Origin of the sequence: Micromonospora zhanjiangensis, assembly GCF_042650605.1 — a bacterium.
GTDB lineage: Bacteria > Actinomycetota > Actinomycetes > Mycobacteriales > Micromonosporaceae > Micromonospora_J > Micromonospora_J zhanjiangensis.
On the sequence record NZ_JBHSBN010000020.1, the window covers coordinates 24,369 to 41,458 of the forward strand.

General features: G+C 72.5%; 14 protein-coding genes, 1 pseudogene and 1 riboswitch. Of the genes and pseudogenes, 8 read left to right on the forward strand and 7 right to left on the reverse strand.

The window, feature by feature from the left end; genetic code table 11:
• Positions 1 to 139: 139 nt before the first annotated feature.
• Positions 140 to 562 carry a roadblock/LC7 domain-containing protein gene (locus tag ACFOX0_RS24010; protein WP_377549890.1) on the forward strand — a complete coding sequence of 141 codons (423 nt, stop codon included), beginning with the start codon at positions 140 to 142 and terminating at the stop codon, positions 560 to 562.
• Positions 563 to 718: 156 nt separating this feature from the next.
• Here ACFOX0_RS24010 and ACFOX0_RS24015 read toward each other — a convergent pair whose 3' ends face one another.
• Complete coding sequence (locus tag ACFOX0_RS24015) at positions 719 to 1,525, reverse strand: C39 family peptidase (protein ID WP_377549892.1); 807 nt, start codon at positions 1,523 to 1,525, stop codon at positions 719 to 721.
• A gap of 366 nt (positions 1,526 to 1,891) precedes the next feature.
• A riboswitch (cyclic di-AMP (ydaO/yuaA leader) is annotated at positions 1,892 to 2,034 on the reverse strand.
• Positions 2,035 to 2,444: 410 nt separating this feature from the next.
• Between ACFOX0_RS24015 and ACFOX0_RS24020 the strand changes: the two genes are divergently transcribed.
• Together ACFOX0_RS24020 and ACFOX0_RS24025 are read left to right on the forward strand one after the other, a co-directional pair.
• On the forward strand, positions 2,445 to 3,149 hold the full coding sequence (locus ACFOX0_RS24020; RefSeq protein WP_377549894.1) for a DedA family protein: 705 nt from the start codon (positions 2,445 to 2,447) through the stop codon (positions 3,147 to 3,149).
• Between the two features lie 55 nt (positions 3,150 to 3,204).
• Positions 3,205 to 4,074 (forward strand): mechanosensitive ion channel family protein, encoded by an 870-nt coding sequence (locus tag ACFOX0_RS24025; protein ID WP_377549896.1) that lies wholly within the window; start codon positions 3,205 to 3,207, stop codon positions 4,072 to 4,074.
• Between the two features lie 108 nt (positions 4,075 to 4,182).
• Here ACFOX0_RS24025 and ACFOX0_RS24030 read toward each other — a convergent pair whose 3' ends face one another.
• The 3 genes and pseudogenes from ACFOX0_RS24030 to ACFOX0_RS24040 all read right to left on the reverse strand — a co-directional run.
• Positions 4,183 to 4,548, reverse strand: coding sequence for a DUF6401 family natural product biosynthesis protein (locus ACFOX0_RS24030; RefSeq protein WP_377549898.1), 366 nt, complete (start codon positions 4,546 to 4,548; stop codon positions 4,183 to 4,185).
• 133 nt (positions 4,549 to 4,681) lie between these two features.
• Positions 4,682 to 5,482, reverse strand: a complete 801-nt coding sequence (locus tag ACFOX0_RS24035) for a DUF2726 domain-containing protein (protein WP_377549900.1) — start codon at positions 5,480 to 5,482, stop codon at positions 4,682 to 4,684.
• A 386-nt stretch (positions 5,483 to 5,868) separates the two neighbouring features.
• Positions 5,869 to 6,660, reverse strand: a pseudogene (locus ACFOX0_RS24040) (FAD-dependent oxidoreductase); the annotation flags it as partial.
• Between the two features lie 309 nt (positions 6,661 to 6,969).
• On the opposite strand from ACFOX0_RS24040, the gene ACFOX0_RS24045 reads away from it, so the two are divergent.
• The 5 genes from ACFOX0_RS24045 to ACFOX0_RS24065 all read left to right on the forward strand — a co-directional run bounded on the left by ACFOX0_RS24045 (position 6,970) and on the right by ACFOX0_RS24065 (position 13,850).
• Positions 6,970 to 8,583, forward strand: coding sequence for a restriction endonuclease (locus ACFOX0_RS24045; RefSeq protein ID WP_377549902.1), 1,614 nt, complete (start codon positions 6,970 to 6,972; stop codon positions 8,581 to 8,583).
• Positions 8,584 to 8,696: 113 nt separating this feature from the next.
• On the forward strand, positions 8,697 to 9,326 hold the full coding sequence (locus ACFOX0_RS24050) for a hypothetical protein (protein ID WP_377549904.1): 630 nt from the start codon (positions 8,697 to 8,699) through the stop codon (positions 9,324 to 9,326).
• Positions 9,327 to 9,617: 291 nt separating this feature from the next.
• Entirely contained in the window at positions 9,618 to 12,209 is a 2,592-nt protein-coding gene (locus ACFOX0_RS24055) for a glycosyl hydrolase (protein WP_377549906.1), read from the forward strand.
• Positions 12,210 to 12,414: 205 nt separating this feature from the next.
• On the forward strand, positions 12,415 to 12,915 hold the full coding sequence (locus ACFOX0_RS24060) for a DinB family protein (RefSeq protein ID WP_377549908.1): 501 nt from the start codon (positions 12,415 to 12,417) through the stop codon (positions 12,913 to 12,915).
• A 149-nt stretch (positions 12,916 to 13,064) separates the two neighbouring features.
• Positions 13,065 to 13,850 carry a class I SAM-dependent methyltransferase gene (locus ACFOX0_RS24065; RefSeq protein ID WP_377549910.1) on the forward strand — a complete coding sequence of 262 codons (786 nt, stop codon included), beginning with the start codon at positions 13,065 to 13,067 and terminating at the stop codon, positions 13,848 to 13,850.
• Here ACFOX0_RS24065 and ACFOX0_RS24070 read toward each other — a convergent pair.
• From ACFOX0_RS24070 to ACFOX0_RS24080, 3 genes are all read right to left on the reverse strand, one after another.
• Positions 13,833 to 14,474 carry a GNAT family N-acetyltransferase gene (locus tag ACFOX0_RS24070; RefSeq protein ID WP_377549912.1) on the reverse strand — a complete coding sequence of 214 codons (642 nt, stop codon included), beginning with the start codon at positions 14,472 to 14,474 and terminating at the stop codon, positions 13,833 to 13,835. The genes ACFOX0_RS24065 and ACFOX0_RS24070 overlap by 18 nt on opposite strands.
• 152 nt (positions 14,475 to 14,626) lie before the next feature.
• Positions 14,627 to 16,144 carry a glycerol kinase GlpK gene (gene glpK, locus ACFOX0_RS24075; protein WP_377549914.1) on the reverse strand — a complete coding sequence of 506 codons (1,518 nt, stop codon included), beginning with the start codon at positions 16,142 to 16,144 and terminating at the stop codon, positions 14,627 to 14,629.
• A 61-nt stretch (positions 16,145 to 16,205) separates the two neighbouring features.
• The gene (locus ACFOX0_RS24080; protein ID WP_377549916.1) at positions 16,206 to 17,078 is read right to left on the reverse strand and encodes an MIP/aquaporin family protein; all 873 of its coding nucleotides are present in this window, start codon (positions 17,076 to 17,078) and stop codon (positions 16,206 to 16,208) included.
• Positions 17,079 to 17,090: the final 12 nt, after the last annotated feature.

Here is a 17,090-nt window from a genome sequence, read left to right on the forward strand (position 1 = left end):
CCGTCGGTGGCCGACCGGCCACGCACGGGCCATTCGGGCGACTCCGGCGGAAAAGGGTTCGGGCGGTACCGCGAGTTCGTGTAACGCCCGGGTAGGCTCAGCGGGCGCCCCCGCCTGACGCCGCGAGAGGACCGCGCCTGTGACGCATTCCTGGACCCTGACCGACGACCTGACCCGGAAGCTCGACGACCTCGTCGACCGGGTCACCGAGGCGGAGTTGGCGATGGTGCTGTCCCCCGACGGCCTGTTGCTCGGCACCTCTCGCGGGGTCGACCAGGAGGTCGCCGAACAGGTGGTCTGCGTGGCCGCAGGGTTGCAGGGGTTGGCATTGGCCGCCGGCCGGCTCACCGACAACGGCGGGGTCCAACAGATCATCGTGCAGATGGCCGAGGCGTACCTCTTCCTCGCCACCACCCGCGGCGGTGCGCTGCTGGCGGTGCGGTTCACCGCCGACGCGGAGATCGCCGACGTCGCGTACGAGGTGGCGCTGTTCGCCAACCAGTCGCACCACGACCTGCCGGCGGAGTTGGAGTCCGCGGTCCGCTCGCCGGCCCGCGACTGACCGTCCGCCCCACCCGCCTCCGACCGCCCGGCGGCCGACCGATCGACCGGTCCGGGCTGCGGTCGCACCGCCCCGGGCCGGCACACCACCGGCGGCCGGCCCGGTTCGGTGAACCGGGCCGGCCGAGGGGAAGCGGGCTGACGCCCGCGCGTCGGATCAGGCCGAGTAACCGTGGCCGGCGGCCCAGCCGGTGACGTCGGCGGTGGTCATCCAGTACAAGCTGACGTCCGGGTTGGCCGGGTCGGCGAGCTTGAGGGTCCGGCCGTTGTCCCGGTAGCCCACCACGGTCAGGTAGTGGCCGCCGTCGTAGCTGTGCCAGCCACCGTCGAGGTCGGTACGGGTACCGGCGACGTTCACCACCGGGACGTACCCCTGGGTGATGGCCCGCACCACGTCGGCCCGCATCCGGTCGGCCTCGGCGGCGCTGCCACCCTTGACGGTCCGGGTCCGGTAGAAGTCGGTGCCGATGACCGCGTTCAGCACCCGGGTGGTGTCCTCGGCGGAGTCGGTACCCCTCTCGGTGGTGCCCAGCCGGCTGGCGACGGCGTCCTGGCTGGGGCTCTTGCCCTTGGCGGTGAGCGCGATCCGGGTGGCCGCCGGGCCGCAGTAGTAGTAGTTGATCTGAGCCTGGTACTCGTACGCCAGGGTCTTGGACGCCGGGGGCTTGGGCTTCGGCGCGGGTGGGGGCGGTGGGGGTGTCGTCGGGGACGCGGCGGCCGAGGGCTGCGCGGGTGTCGGCGAGGCGGGGCCGGTGGTGGCCGGTGCCGGCTCGGTCTGGCCGGCCGGTGCCAGTTCGGCGGCGACCGGGCCGGACGGGCCGGGGACGGTCGCCAGGCCCTGGACGGCCAGGATCCCGGCGGTGAGGGCCGCCACGAGGGCCACCCCGGAGCCGGCCGTCAGCCGGACGGTGCGACCGGACGGGCGGAGCCGTCGTCGGGTGCGTTGCGTCACGTAATCCTCCACAGATGTTCCGGTTTCGGATCGCGGTGAGGCGATCGGAAGCGCGGGGTCAGGTCGGCCCGGCGGCGCGTCGACATGGCGATGTCCGGTCGGTGGTGGAGGTCAGGTCGGGGCACCCGGGGACCGCCCGTCGGGCGACGGGCGCACGGAACCGTCCGCCACCGCCGCGCGGTGGTGGGCGTCGTCCTCGATGTGATCGCCGGGCGCGGGTCCCGGCGGGTACGACCGTCCTCGCCGCCACCGACCGTCGACGGGTCGGTTGGCCGGTCCGGGCGTTACGACCCGGCGGGGCGGGCGGCCTGGGACACGGGTATGCGGCGGGGGGATCCGGGGGATCGACCGCGGCTCGTGCTGCGCTTCACGAACGTGCTCTCCTTCCGAGACCGCCTACCGGGTTAGCTGACGGATTCGGGCGGGAAGGCCGCCCTACCGCGGGCTTGCGCCCGACGGATTCACCCCAGACGTGCAGTGGGTCCCCGGCTCGTGAGTTCACGACTCAGCGGGCCCGCTCCGGTGTCACCCACGGTGACCAGGGGCCAGAGCGGACGGGCCGACAGTACCGACCGGGAATATCCCTGCCAACCCCGCTTGACCAGCGGAAACGGTGATCTGGGTCGGCACTTTGGTCGATCCGGAAGGCGTCGATCTTTGTTTCACTCAGAGTTACTGGGTAGAGCGGTCGCCCCGGGTCGCGACCGGTAGCCCAATGACCAGAACCGACATGTCGGACATCGCCCGTGGCACCGACCCGGCACGGCGGAGAAGTCCCGGTGACCATCGAGACGAAACCGTTACCTGATCCGGCGGTCGGGCCCGCTCCGGCGGATGGTGCCGCGATCGGGCGACGGGGTCGAATCCTGAGCTGCGTGCCGGGTAGATTCAGCGCCTGAGTCGAAGGGTGGACCGGTTGCATCACGTGGAAATGTGGCTCTCAACCCTGCCGCCGGCCGGGGTGTACCTGCTGGTCGGCCTGATCATCGGGCTGGAGAGCATGGGCATCCCGCTGCCCGGCGAGATCGCACTGGTCAGCGCCGCTTTGATCGCGGCCACCGGCGTGGTCGCCCCGGAGTGGGTGGCCGGCGCCGCCGCCCTGGGGGCCATCGTCGGCGACTCCGTCGGGTACGCCGTGGGCCGGCGCGGCGGCCGGCCGCTGCTGGAACGCCTGGGCCGCCGGTTCCCCCGCCATCTCGGTCCGAGCCACCTGCTGCGCGCCGAGGAGATGTTCGGTCGATGGGGTGTCTGGGCGGTTTTCTTCGGCCGGTTCGTCGCCCTGCTGCGCATCCTGGCCGGACCGCTGGCCGGCGCGCTGCGGGTGCCGTACCGGAAGTTCCTGATCGCCAACGCCGCCGGCGGTCTGCTCTGGGCCTTCGGCACCACCTACCTGCTGTTCTACCTCGGTCGCGTCGCGGAACGGTGGCTCAAGGACTTCTCCTGGGCCGCGCTCGTGGTGGCGGTGCTGGCCGGGATCGGCAGCACCCTCTGGCTGCGGCGGCGGGCCGCCCGGCACGCCGCCGCGGACGAGCCGACCGGCGCACCGGCGGAGCCGGAGGTCGCCGGGTCGCCCGTCGGGACGCCGGAGCACGCGAACCCCCACGAGCCCGATGATCGGAGTGTGTTCCCAGGTTGACGGAGAGTTCGCCGGGTATGCGAGCCGGGCATGCCCAGGTGACAAGGGGGACACCATGTCCGAAACCGTCGCGGTCACGCAGGTCGACGTCGGCATCACAGCGTCCGACGTGTGGCACGGATTCCTGCTGTGGGTACCGCGGATCATCCTGTTCGTGGTCATTCTCGTCGTGGGATGGCTGGTCGCACGTTTCGTCCTGAAAATCGTCGATGCCGTCCTGGAGCGGGTCGGTTTCGACCGGGCCGTCGAGCGCGGTGGGGTGGGCCGGGCGCTGGAACGGACCAAATACGACGCCAGCGACATCCTGGCCAGACTGGCCTACTACGCCGTCCTGCTGCTGACGTTGCAGCTCGCCTTCGGGATCTGGGGGAGGAACCCGATCAGCGACCTGATCAGCGCAGTGGTGCGGTGGATACCGCGGGCTTTCGTCGCCCTCGTGATCATCGTGATCGCCACGGCCATCGCGAGCGCCGTCCGGGACCTGATCACCGGCGCGCTGGGCGGGCTGTCGTACGGCCGCATCCTGGCCGACATCGCCGCGATCTTCGTCATCGCGCTGGGCGTCATCGCCGCCCTCAACCAGGTCGGCATCGCCACCACGGTGACCACCCCGGTGCTGGTGGCGGTCCTCGCCACGATCGCCGGCGTCCTGATCGTCGGGGTCGGCGGCGGCCTGGTCCGACCGATGCAGCACCGCTGGGAGGGCTGGCTCACCCGGATCGAGGACGAGTCCCGCGAACGGCGGGGCGAGGCCTACGCCGCCGGTCGGCGGGACATGGGCCGGGAGCGGGCGGACCGTACCGGAGCGGGCGCGACCCGGCCGGGGTCGACCGTCGGCGGCGGCACCGCCGAGCCGATGGGCTCCGCCGGCGGGTCGATGGGCGGCGGTGCCCAGCCGCGGCCGCCGCAGTCCGGCGACCGCTGACCGTCGCCACCCGGGACCGGTCCGGTATGCGCCGGCCGGAGCGGACCAGGGGCACCCGTCACGCGACGGGTGCCCCTGGCGTACGCGCCGCTCAGGGCCGGGCGGTGGTCACGGGCGCACGCCGGCCTCGCGGGCCAGGGCGCAGACGGCCAGCAGTCGGGTCAGCACCCAGTCCGGTGCCGACCAGTCGACCGGACCCGCCGGTGGTTGCCAGCCGTGCTCCACGGCGGCGTCCCGGACCCCCTCGGCGTACGCGGCGAGCAGGGCCGGCGGTGGCGTCGACCGGCCGGCCGCCGGCCCCGGCACCAGGGCGTCGCGGACGGCGGCGGTGTGCTGGTCGACCGCCGCCAGCAGCCCGGGCCGGTCGGCCGCGGCGGCCAGACCGGCCCGTCCGACGGCCGACAGCAGCGCCGCGAGCACCCGACGGGCGGACCGGCGGGACGCCCAGGAACCCGCCGTGAACAGGGATTTCATGGGGTACGAGGCTAACCGGTGGCCCGGTGCGACGGCCTCGGCCGGACGGTGGACCCCGACGGCCCGGCCGGCCGACCACCGGCCCCGCGCCGACCCGCCGCACCGGCGGCGACCGACAGCCGTCGGTCGACGGTCAGGTGTCCAGGACCACATGGTCGAAGGCGAACTCGTTCGTCAGTTCGTCCCGGCGCAGCCGCAGGCGCGCGATCTCCCGCCCGAGGTCGGCCTTGTCCCGCAGGACCGATCCGGTGTCCGGCCCGGTGTCGAGGTGCACCAGCCGCCGGCCGACCGCCGCGGCGGCCAGGTCCTCGGCCAGCCGACCGGGGTCGATCCCGCAGGAGAAGCCGTGCGACCAGAGCCGGACCCGCTCGAACAGGCACCGGTCGGCCCGCGCGTCCACCCAGCCCCAGCCCTCGGCCGGGCCGTCCCGCCAGGACGCGTGCAGGCCGCGCAGGATCGGGTCGGCCAGCCGCCGGTCGACGTACGCCTCGACGGCCGCGGCCCGGGCGACCGCGCCCAGGTCGTTGACGAAGCCGGTCCGGCCGTCCGGCAGCCGGCCGACGATGTCCCGGAAGCACGGCTGCGGTGCGTCGTCGTCGACGTCACCGGCTGCGTCGCGGAACGCCCGCGCGTCGGCGAGGTAGTCCACGATCACCCGGCCGTGCCGGTCCGGCCGCAGCGTCGCGGACTGGATGGTCAGCAGTTCCAGACCGACCGCGCCGCACACGGCCTGTTTCATCCGGGCCGTCCGCCGGTGGTCCTGGTCGGTCCGGTCCGCGTCGTCGAACTCGACCGCGAAGACCGGGGCCCCGCTGTCCGGATCGCAGACGACGAAGTGCAGATGGGTGCGGGTGGCCGCGTTCCACTGGCTCGCGGTGACGCCCTCCGGGCGGCGCTGGACGAGTTGGCCGAGCTTGCGGTCGGTGCGCAGCATCCGGTCATCGTAGGAAGCCACGCCCCGGTCGGCGCCGCCGGAGGCCGTCCGGCGTGTCGCCCCGGGGCCGGGCACCAGCCGGAACGCCGCGGACCGCCGGCCCGGACGACGGCCGGGCGCCGGGGCGACCCACGGCCGGGCACCAGTCCGCAGGGGGTGCGGTCCGGTGCGCCTCCGATATGGAGTGCCGCCCGACCGGTCGGCCGGTCACCCGTGGCGACCGGTCGGTGGAGGGGGCGAGGGATCAGTCGCGGAGCCGGGCGATGTCCCGCATCTTGTTCATCGCGTCCAGCGCCGCCACCTTGTACGCCTCGGCCAGCGTCGGGGTGCACCCCGAGCAGCCGGCCGGTGTCCGGGGCCACCAACAGCTTGAGCATCCCGTACGAGTCGCCGATGATCTGCCCGCGGGCCAGCTCCCGGTAGCGGGCCACGCCCGCCTCGAACGGCACCTTGCCCTCGGTCAGCTCCTCCTCGGTCCGACCGATGAAACTGATTTCCGGGATGGTGTAGATACCGATCGGCTGCAGCTCCGGCATCGCCCGGACGGCCTCGTCGCAGGCGTGGTGGGCGGCCAGCCGCCCCTGTTCCATCGAGGTGGAGGCCAGCGCCGGGAACCCGATCACGTCGCCGACCGCGTAGATGTGCGGGACGGTGGTGCGGAAGTGCGCGTCCACGGCGATCCGGCCCCGGTTGTCGGCGGCCAGGCCGGCGTTCTCCAGCCGCAGCTCACCGGCCGTGCCCTGCCGACCGGCGGAGTACATCACCGTGTCCGCGGCGACCCGCTTGCCGCTCTCCAGCACGGCGATGGCGCCGCGCGGGTGGCGCTCCACCGAGCCGACCGCCTCGCTGAACCGGAACGTCACCGCCAGGTCGCGCAGGTGGTACTTGAGCGCCTCGACGATCTCCAGGTCGCAGAACTCCAGCATCCGGCTGCGCCGCTCGACCACGGTGACCTTGGTGCCCAGGGCGGCGAACATCGAGGCGTACTCGATGCCGATCACCCCGGCGCCGACCACCACCATCGAGTTCGGGACCTTCTCCAGGTGGATCATGCCGTCCGAGTCGATGATGGTGCGCTCGTCGAAGTCCACACTGTCCGGTCGTGCCGGCCGGGTCCCGGTGGCGATGATGATCTTCCCGGCGGTCACCGTGCTCTCCCGGCCGGCCGGATCGGTCACGATGATCGTGTTCGGGTCGTGGAAACTGCCCGTACCGGTCAGCAGCCGGACCCGGTTACGGGCCAGCCACCCGCCGGCCGAGCTTGGCCGCCGCGATCGCCGCCTTCTGCCCGCCGGGACCGGAGCCGAGCACCAGCACATCGACGTCGTACATCCGACCAGTCTGGCGGATCCGACGCCGTCCGGCAGCGCACGGACGGGGAAAGATCCGGCATCGTTCAGGTGAAGCGCCCGGACCCGCCGCCGGCGCCAACTGGACGCCGGCCTTGCGGTGAAGAAAGATAATTGCGTATGGGCATCATCCGGCAGATGCAACGGGCGCACGCGCAGCAGGTCCACGCCGAGCAGCGGCAACGCGCCGTCAGCTATCAGCAGCACCAGCAGATGGTGTGGGCGGCGGAGAACGCCCACAAGGCCGCCGAGCGGGCGGCCGCCGCGGACGAACGGGAGCGCCGCCGGCTCTACCTGGACGCCCGGGCGGCCCGGGTCGAGGCGGCCAACGCCGACCTGCGGGCCCGGCTCAACGAGCTGGACAACCTCCTGCTGACCACGCTGGCCATCGACGACCACATCGACCTGAACCGGCTGAAGAAGCGGGCCGCCTACCCGCCGTTCGAGCCGGGCGCGTTGGAGAAACCGGCGATCGCGCCGGACTGGCGCAGGTTCGCCCCGCCCGCGCCGACCGGTCTGGGTCGGGTGCTCGGCGGCGACAACCGGCACCAGCAGCAGCTGGCCGACGCGGAGAAGGCGTTCGCGCTGGCCCAGGAGAAGCACACGGCGGCGGAGGCGGCCCGACAGCGCCGGCTGGCCGAGGCGCGCGCCCGGTACGAGCGCCGGTGCCGGCAGATCGACGAGCAGGTCGCCGCGCACAACGCCGAGATCGACCGGTTCGCCGCCACCCTCGCCGCCGCCGAACCGGCCGCGGTGGTCGAGTACTTCGGCCTGGTGCTGGGCAACTCGGTCTACCCGGACGACTTCCCGCAGCGCTACCGGCTGGCCTACCTGCCCGAGTCGCGGCAGATCGTGGTGGAGTACCAACTGCCGACCATCGACGTCATCCCCGCGCTGCGGGAGTACACCTTCGACCGCGCCCGGGACAAGGTCACCACGGCGGCCCGACCGCAGGCCGAGATCGGCCGCCGGTACGCCGGCGTGGTCATGCAGGTCGCGCTGCGCACGGTGCACGAACTGTTCGAGGCCGACCGGTCCCGGCTGGTCGAGACCATCGTGTTCAACGGCATCGTCGACACCGTCGACCGGGGCACCGGCCACTCGGTCCGGCCCTGCCTGGTCACGCTGCGGACCGTCCGGGACGCCTTCGTCGACATCGACCTGGCCAAGGTCGACCCGGCGGCCTGCCTGGAACACCTGAAGGCCACCGTGTCCCCCCGCCCGGAGACGCTCGCCCCGGTCCGGCCGGTGGTCGAGTTCGACGCGGTCGACAACCGGTTCACCGACGAGGTGGACGTGCTTGCCGACGTCGACCACCGACCCAACCTGCAGACCCTGCCGGCCGCCGAGTTCGAGCGGCTGGTCGAGGACCTGTTCGGCCGGTTGGGGCTGGAGACCCGGCAGAGCCGGGTCACCCCGGGCGGCGACGTGGACTGCGTGGCCGTCGACCCGCGGCCGATCTTCGGCGGCAAGGTGGTCGTCCAGGCCCGCCGGCCCCGCGAGGTGGTCGACGTGTCCGCGGTACGGGACCTGTTCGGCACGGTGGTGGACGAGGGTGCCACCAAGGGCATCCTCATCACCACCCGGGGCTACTCGCCCGAGGCGTTCGAGTTCGCCTCGGGCAAGCCGCTGGAACTCATCGACGGTGCGAACCTGCTGTACCTGCTGGCCGAGCACACCGACGTGCGGGCCCGGATCGACACCGTCGACTCCCCCGTCCCGGACGGCGGTCGCGACCTGACCGGCAGTTAGGAAACACGTCCGTCCTGGCTGCTGGCGGCGGACCGGCGCGACGGGACAACGGCGCGGCCTGTCGGCCACTAGCATGACGGCCGTTCTGATCCAGCGAGCCGTGAAGGTGTCCGGTGTCCCATCCCGTTCCGCAGCAACCGACGATCCCGCAGGGCTACCCGCCGCAGCCGCAGCCGTACGGCGCGCCGGCGCCGCAGCAGCCCTACCCCCAGGCGGCGCCGCAGCAGGCGTACGCGCACCCGGCCCAGCCGTACCCGGTGCCGCCGCAGCAGCCGCCGTACCCGCCGCACCAGCCGCAGTACGCCCAGCCGCAGTCGACCGGGCAAATGGCCGCCGGGGCGGCGGAACTGTCCTGCCGGCTGTGCGCCAGCGTCCCGGCGGCGAAGGCGAAGTTCCGCGGCCACCAGGGCATGCTGGTCATCATGCGGTTCCTGTCCCTGGACGGCCCGTTCTGCCGGGACTGCGGCCTGGCCACCTACCGGACCATGACCTCCCGCACCCTGGTGCAGGGCTGGTACGGCTACGCGTCGTTCATCATCACGCCGATCACCGTGCTGTGGAACCTCGTCCCGCGGGGCAAGGTCGCCGGCCTGCCGGCGCCCCGCCCGGCGGCGCACGGCCAGAGCCGCCGGCCGCTCGATCCCGGGCCGCCGCTGCTGCTGCGACCGATGAGCATCATCGGTCTGGCGATACCGTTCGCCCTCGTCCTCCTGGTGGTGGCGCTGATCGTGGCCAACGGCTGACCTGGCCACGGACCGCCACTGACCGCCATTGACCACGACCCGGCGTTCCCGCCCGGCTGACCACTCGGCGACACCGCCCGACCGACCACGTCGGGCGGTGTCGCGCCGGGCATGAACCGACCGCCGGCACCCATGACGTTTGACACTTCCGATCGAGACTGGACGGACGAAGATCCGGCCCGTACGCGCCCCACTCCCCTGGGGCGGCGCAGTCCTCGAAAGGAAGTGGCAGTGAAGCCAGGATTCCTACCGGCGAGGCACCGGAAAGTCGTACTCGTCAGTCTGTTCTCCGTGCTGGCGCTCGGCCTTTCCGCCGGGCCCGGCCTGGCGGCGGCCCCGGGCGGTCCCCGCCCGCATCCGGTCGGTGACCTCGCCCGGACCGCCCACCGGCACGCCACCGCGACGACCCAGAACCGCAGCCTCGCCCCCGGCGAGGAGGAGGAAGGGCCGAACGACATCATGGAGCAGGCCGACCAGTTCGCCGAGGCCCGCACCTCCCCCGGCATCGTCGCCCCCGGGGCGTACTCGGCCGCCTGGGCGCAGGCCCAGGCGCTGCCGCGTACCGGCGGCCGGTGGACCGACGAGACGGCGCTGCCGTACGACTCGGACGACCCCCGCTACCGGGACATCGACTCCAACTCCTCGGGCGGCGCCGGCCGGGTGACCGGCCGGATCACCGGCCTGGCCGCCGACAACGCCGGTTACGTCTACGGGGGTTCCGCCAACGGCGGCGTCTTCCGGTCCCGGACCGGCGGCGGCAACTGGCAGCCCATCTCCGAACGGCTGCCGGCCAGTTCCACCGGCGACCTGCGCCTGGACGGCAAGGGTCGGCTCTGGTACGCCACCGGCGAGGCCAACACCAGCGCCACGTCGTTCGTCGGGGTGGGCGTCTACGTCCTCGCCGACCCGCGGCACGGCCAGTTCACCCCGGCCGACCGGGTCGGCGGCACCGAGCTGGAGAGCACCACCATCCGCAAGCTGCGGTTCGCCGGCACCACCGTCTGGGCGGCCACCAGCCGGGGCGTGTGGAGCCACTCCACCAGCAACCTGGCCGGACCGTGGAAGTTGGAGTTCGCCCCGAACCCGGACTTCCTGCCGGGCGGCTCGCGGGCGAAGGACCCGAACGCGCCGTACAAGAACATCGCCAACGACGTGGCCGTCGACCCGAAGGACCCGTCGAGGGTGATCCTGGCGATCGGCTGGCGCAGCGGCGACGCGTACAACGGGTTCTACACGAAGCGGGGCGGGAGCTGGCAGCGGATCACGCTGGCCGGTGACATCGCCAGCGACCCGGACAACGTCGGCATGGTGACCATGGCCGGGTCGGCGGACGGCTCGAAGTACTACGCGGTCGAGCAGTCGCCGGAGCAGCTCAACACCAACCCGGACAGCGCGCTGCAGGGCCTCTACGTGTCCGACTCCGGCTCGCCGTTCGGGCCGTGGCGGCTGGTCGCCGACTACCACGCGCTGGCCGCCTCCGGTTCGGCGCTGACCGGGGCGGGCTACATGCCGGGCGTCCAGGCATGGTACAACCAGTTCCTCCAGGTCGACCCGGCCGACCCGAGGCACGCCTGGGTGGGGCTGGAGGAGGTCTACGAGACCACCGACGCGGGCGCCCACTGGACCACGCCCGGACCGTACTGGAACTTCGAGTTCCCGTGCTGGAGCATCGACCCGGCCAAACAGACCGGTGACTGCCACCCGACCACCCACTCCGACCAGCACTCGGTCGCCGTCGGCAGCCGCGACGGCAGGGCGTACCTGGTGGTCGGCAACGACGGCGGTGGCTACCGGCGGCCGGTGCGGGGCAGGGCCGACGCCGACGGGCACGCCACCGACTGGACGTCACTCAACGACGGCACCATGGACGTGCTGCAGTACTACTCGGTGGGCGTCGGCCTCGACCGGGGCCTGGGCGTCGCGGTCAGCGGCGGGCTGCAGGACAACGGCCAGTCGATCAAACGGCCCGGCGACCGGGTGATGGGCTCGAATTTCGGCGGCGACGGCGGCGACACCATCGTCGACCCGACCAAGGGTTGCGACATCGCCGAGGAGTACGTCTACCTGGACATCTGGGTGACCAACAACTGCGCCGTCAACAACGGCTCGTGGACCACCGACAAGTCGAAGGCCACCAGCCGCGACGTCGCCCCGCCGGACGCGGAAACCGGAGCGGCCCGGTTCATCGCGCCGTTCACCTTCGACCCGAAGGACAAGAACACCTGGGTGGCCGGTGGCCAGCACGTCTGGGTCCAGCACCGGGGCTGGGCGATCCGGTCGGGCGACGACTGGACGGACGCGTTCGACCTGGGCGAGGGGCACACCGCCACCGCGGTCGCGGTCTCCGGCGGGACGGCGTACGTCGGGTGGTGCGGCCCGTGCAACAACCAGGGCTTCACCCGCGGCATCGCCGTCGGCAAGACCGACGGGACCGGCTGGCACCAGCTCACCCTGCCGATCGACGGCACGATCCCGAACCGGTACGTCTCCGGCTTCGACGTCGACCCGGCGAACCCGAACCACGTCTACGTGGCGATCAACGGCTTCAGCCGCAAGTGGACCGAGGGCCCGGGTGCCGGCATCGGCCACGTCTTCGAGTCCCGCGACGCCGGCGCAAGTTGGGCCGACATCTCCGCCAACCTGCCGGACATCCCGGCCAACGCGGTGAAGCTGGTCCTCGGCGGCGGCCTGGTGGTCGGCACCGACCTGGGCGTCTACTACCGGGCGCCGGGCCGCCCCGGCTGGTCGGTGCTCGGCGGCAACCTGCCGACCACCACCACGATGCAGCTCAAGACCGGACCGTTCGGCCTCCGGCTGTACGCGGCCACGCACGGTCACGGCATCTGGTCGTACGACCTGCCGCAGTTGCTCCTGCGTCATTGACCCGGCAAGCTCGACGGCCCGGCTCCCCTTTGCGGGGACCGGGCCGTCGTCCTGCTCAGAGCGGCTTCAGCCGGCCGACGGTGGTTCCTGCCCGACGTAGGTTCCGCGCTGCGGCACGGTGTAGACGAGGCCGCGTTCCCGCAGCAGTGCTACCGCCCGCACGATCCCGTTTGCTCCTGGCCGGCGGCTTTGCGATGCTGCGCGGGTGCCTACCACGCCCACCTCCACCGAACAGGTCCTCGACCAGCCGCTCCGCGCCCAGTTCGAGGTCTTCCTCGACGAGCACCGGCGCGTGCTGCACGACTGCCTCGACGGGCTGACCGAGGAACAGGCGCGCCGCTCGTTGGTGCCCTCCCGGACCACGCTGCTCGGCCTGGTCAAGCACGTCACCTTCGTGGAAAAGGTGTGGTTCGACGAGGCCGTCACCTGTCGGTCGCGCGCCGAGATCGGCATCCCGGCGACGCCGGACGAGTCGTTCGTCCTGCGCGACGACGACACCATCGCGAGCGTCCGGAGCGCCTATGCGGAAGCCTGCGCGGCCTCCCGCCGCGCGACCTTGTCACTGGGGCTGGACGACCTGCTGCGCGGAAACCGGCGCGGCCCGCTCCCGCTGCGCTGGGTCTACCTGCACATGTTGCGTGAGCTCGCCCAGCACTGCGGGCACGCGGACATCCTGCGCGAACAACTGCTGACCGAACAGTCCTGACGCCACGGCGACCAGCCACGGGCCGATCTGTCCGGCGGCCCCCACTTGAGCGGCGTCCGGCCGGACAGGGCCGGGTCCGCCCGAAGGCCGCCCCGCTGAAGCGGGAAATGCCGGGCGGTGGCGACCCGCCCGGTGCCAGGATGCTCGGCATGTCCGATCGCGCGTTGAGCTTCGGGGCGGTGGCCGAGGCGTACGAACGGTTCCGGCCCGGGTATCCGGCGGAGCTGGTCGACCGGGTGCTGGCGTACGCGGGCCGGCCGGTCCGGACCGCCCTGGAGATCGGTGCCGGGACGGGTAAGGCGACCCGCCTGTTCGCGCGACGGCAGATCGCGGTCACCGCGACCGAGCCGGACGAAGCCATGCTCGCCGAGCTGCGCAGGCATGTGCCGGCGGAGGTTAGGACCGTACGGGCGGCCTTCGAGGAGCTGCCGCTGGACGATACGTACGGCTTGGTCTACGCGGCGGCGGCGCTGCACTGGACGAGACCGGCGGGCCGGTGGGCCCGGGCGGCCGCACTGCTGGAGCCCGGTGGCGTGTTCGCCTCGTTCGGCGGACCGGTCGGGCTGGCCGACCCGGCGGTGGCGGAGGCCGTCCGCGCGGCCCGCGCCCCGTTCCTGGACAGTGACGAGATCCCGTCCCCGGACGGGACACCGCCGGAACACGCCATGCAGTGGCCGGGCACCGAGCTGCAACGGTCCGAGTGGTTCACCGATGTCCGGCAGTCCGTGGTCGGACGGCGTCTCACGATGAGCGCCGCCCACTACGTCGGCCACCTGTCGACCGTCTCCGCCTATCTCGAACTGCCCGCCGGCCGGCAGGCGGAGGTGTTCGGTCGGATCAGGCGGGTGTTGCCGGACACGGTCGAGGTGGCCGCCGACATCACCGTCCACCTCGCCCGCCGCGTCGACGCCCCGCTGTCAGAGGCCGAACGCTAGCCGGCAGGCGGCCAGGCCGTCGACCGTCACCGTGGGCCGCTGCTGCCGGTCCCACTTCTGCCGAGTCAACCGGAGCCGGTCGGAGACGAGGGCCTCGTCGCCGCGGGCGTCGACCGAGATGCCGTCAGGTTCGTAGCCGAGCTTGCGGGACACCCCCTGGGACGCGTGGTTGTCCTGGAACACCTCGGTCAGCGCGGCGTTGGCTCCGAGGTGGTCGAAGGCCAGCGTGAGCAAACCGATCCGGGCCTCGGTGCCGTACCCGTTGCCCTGGTGTTCGAGGCCCAGCCAGGACGCCGTGGTGGCCTCGCGGACCACCGGGAAGTCGCGGGCGCGGAGCGTGACCACGCCGAGCGGGTCGCCGTCGAGGAAGACGCCGAGCCCGAGTTGCCACGCCTCGGGTCGCCACCCCGCGAGCTGGCTCCAGTGTCCGCGCAGCACGACGCGCGCCCGGTCCTCGGGACCGCCGTCGGTCCACGGCGTGAGGAACGGGCGTTCGTCCGGGCGGTGCACTCCCCTGCCGGCGAGGTGGGCGAGCGCCACCAGCTCCTCCTCGCGTGGGAGGCGGAGTTCGAGCCTCGGGGTACGGATGACGAGGCCGAACTGCGGCCACAGGTCGACAAGCACGGACGCGATCATGACGGCCGGGGACGCGGTGACGCTACTGGTTTACGCTCGCCCTCCCGAACCACGTCTCGTGGACGGCCGGCAAGCCGTCGTCGGGAAGCACAGCCTTCCTCGGACACCGTCACGGGAGCGTCACCACTGCGGCGGCGCGATCAGTCGACGTCCACCCAGCCGAGGGTGCGTTCGACGGCCTTCTTCCAGTTGGCGTACCCCTCGTCGCGCTGCTCCTGCGACCAGGTCGGCTGCCAGCGCTCCGCCTCGTTCCAGTTGCGCCGCAGCTCGTCGGTGGAGGACCAGAACCCGACCGCCAGCCCGGCCGCGTACGCGGCGCCGAGCGCGGTGGTCTCGGCGCAGACCGGCCGGCTCACCGGTACGCCGAGGATGTCCGCCTGCAACTGCATGCACAGCCGGTTGGCGGTGACCCCGCCGTCGACCTTCAGCACGTCGAGGCTCACGCCGGAGTCCTTGGCCATCGCCTCGGCCACGTCCCGGCTCTGGTAGCAGATCGCCTCCAGGGTGGCCCGGGCCAGGTGGGCGTTGGTGTTGAACCGGGACAACCCGACGATGGCACCCCGGGCGTCGGAACGCCAGTACGGGGCGAACAGGCCGGAGAAGGCGGGTACGAAGTACACCCCGCCGCTGTCCGGCACCTGCGCGGCCAGCGCCTCGCTCTGCGCCGCGCCGCTGATGATGCCGAGCTGGTCGCGCAGCCACTGCACGGCCGAGCCGGTGACGGCGATGGAGCCTTCCAGGGCGTACACCGGTTTCTGGTCGCCGAACTGGTAGCAGACGGTGGTCAGCAGGCCGGACTCCGAGCGGACCAGGGTGGTCCCGGTGTTGAGCAGCATGAAGTTGCCGGTGCCGTACGTGTTCTTGGCCTCGCCCACCGAGAAACAGACCTGGCCGACGGTGGCCGCCTGCTGGTCGCCGAGGATCGCGGTGAGCGGCACCTCGCCGCCGAGCGGGCCGTGCGGCAGGGTGGTGCCGTAGCGGCCCGGGTCGGACGACGGGCGGATCTCGGGCAGCAGGGCCCGCGGGATGCCGAAGAAGGAGAGCAGCTCGTCGTCCCAGTCCAGGGTCTCCAGGTCCATCAGCATGGTCCGGCTGGCGTTGGTCACGTCGGTCACGTGCACGCCGCCGTCGACGCCGCCGGTGAGGTTCCACATCAGCCAGGTGTCGGTGTTGCCGAACACCGCCTCGCCCCGCTCGGCGGCCTCCCGCACCCCGTCGACGTTCTCCAGGATCCACTGGATCTTGCCACCGGAGAAGTAGGTCGCGGGCGGCAGCCCGGCCTTGCGCCGGATGACCTCACCGCGGCCGTCGCGGTCCAACGCGGAGGCGATCCGGTCGGTACGGGTGTCCTGCCAGACGATGGCGTTGTAGTACGGCCGACCGGTGCGCCGGTTCCACACCACCGTCGTCTCCCGCTGGTTGGTGATGCCCAGCGCGGCGAGGTCCGACGCCTCCAGGCCGCGGGCGTTCATCGCGGTCCGGATCACCGACGAGGTACGTTCCCAGATCTCCAGCGGGTTGTGCTCCACCCAGCCGGCCCGGGGCAGGATCTGTTCGTGTTCGAGCTGGTGCCGGCCGACCTCGTTGCCGCCGTGGTCGAAGATCATGAATCGGGTGCTGGTGGTGCCCTGGTCTACCGCGCCGACGAAGTCAGCCATCTAAGTCTCCTCTGCTCGCTGGTGGAACCGCTGCTCGCCTCGGGATGGACGGCCAGCGGGATCAGACCGTGGCCGGTCGGCCGGCGCCCGTCCGGTCGGCGTCGGTCGGGTCGGCGTCGGTCGGGTCGGGGGTCGGCAGGCGGCCCGGTTCCAGCGCCTCGTCGGCGGGCAGGAACCGGCCGATCAGGACCTGGTAGAGGCCCGCACCCAGCACGCCGCCGACCAGCGGCCCGACGATCGGCACCCAGAAGTACAGGTCACCGTACTGGTCGCGCCACGCGGTGCCGTACCCGGTCAGGAAGGACGCCAGGCGCGGCCCGAAGTCCCGGGCGGGGTTGATGGCGTAGCCGGCGTCGGTGCCCCAGGCCATCCCGATGGCGACCACCAGCAGGCCGATCACCACCGGGGCGAGGTTCGCGGCGGGCGGCGAGTTGCGAAGGTCGGTGACGGCGAGGATGACGAACAGCAGGATCGCGGTGCCGATCACCTGGTCGCGCAGGCCGCCCCACTGGGTCACCGGAAGTACGCCGTTGCCGGGCAGGGTCGAGAAGACGCCCTGGGTCTTGAGGGTGTGCCCGGGGTCGGCCTTGGCCAGCACCTCGCTGTAGTTCCACCGCACCAGCAGCGCGGCGACGAAGGCGCCGGCGGTCTGGGCGAGCGCGTACGGCGCCACCTTGCGCCAGGAGAAGCCCTTGACGACGGCGAGCGCCAGGGTCACCGCCGGATTGAGGTGGGCACCGCTGATCCGGGCGGCGACGTACACGCCGACGGTGACCCCCAGGCCCCAGGCCCAGGCGATGCTGTCGTGGTCGCCGAGACCCCCGGCCACCACCTGGGCCACGACGCCGAGGCCGAAGAGGATGAGGATCATCGTGCCGGCGAACTCGGCGGCCAGTTCGCCGAGGAGTCCGGGGAGTTTCATGCGCTGGGCCATGTTTCCTCCTGC

Coding starts and splice junctions, on each gene's coding strand:
- ACFOX0_RS24020 (WP_377549894.1), top strand. CDS start 2,445: ATGTGGCTCTCAACCCTGCCGCCGGCCGGGGTGTACCTGCTGGTCGGC.
- ACFOX0_RS24025 (WP_377549896.1), top strand. CDS start 3,205: ATGTCCGAAACCGTCGCGGTCACGCAGGTCGACGTCGGCATCACAGCG.
- ACFOX0_RS24030 (WP_377549898.1), bottom strand. CDS start 4,548: ATGAAATCCCTGTTCACGGCGGGTTCCTGGGCGTCCCGCCGGTCCGCC.
- ACFOX0_RS24035 (WP_377549900.1), bottom strand. CDS start 5,482: ATGCTGCGCACCGACCGCAAGCTCGGCCAACTCGTCCAGCGCCGCCCG.
- ACFOX0_RS24045 (WP_377549902.1), top strand. CDS start 6,970: ATGCAACGGGCGCACGCGCAGCAGGTCCACGCCGAGCAGCGGCAACGC.
- ACFOX0_RS24065 (WP_377549910.1), top strand. CDS start 13,065: ATGTCCGATCGCGCGTTGAGCTTCGGGGCGGTGGCCGAGGCGTACGAA.
- glpK (WP_377549914.1), bottom strand. CDS start 16,144: ATGGCTGACTTCGTCGGCGCGGTAGACCAGGGCACCACCAGCACCCGA.
- ACFOX0_RS24080 (WP_377549916.1), bottom strand. CDS start 17,078: ATGGCCCAGCGCATGAAACTCCCCGGACTCCTCGGCGAACTGGCCGCC.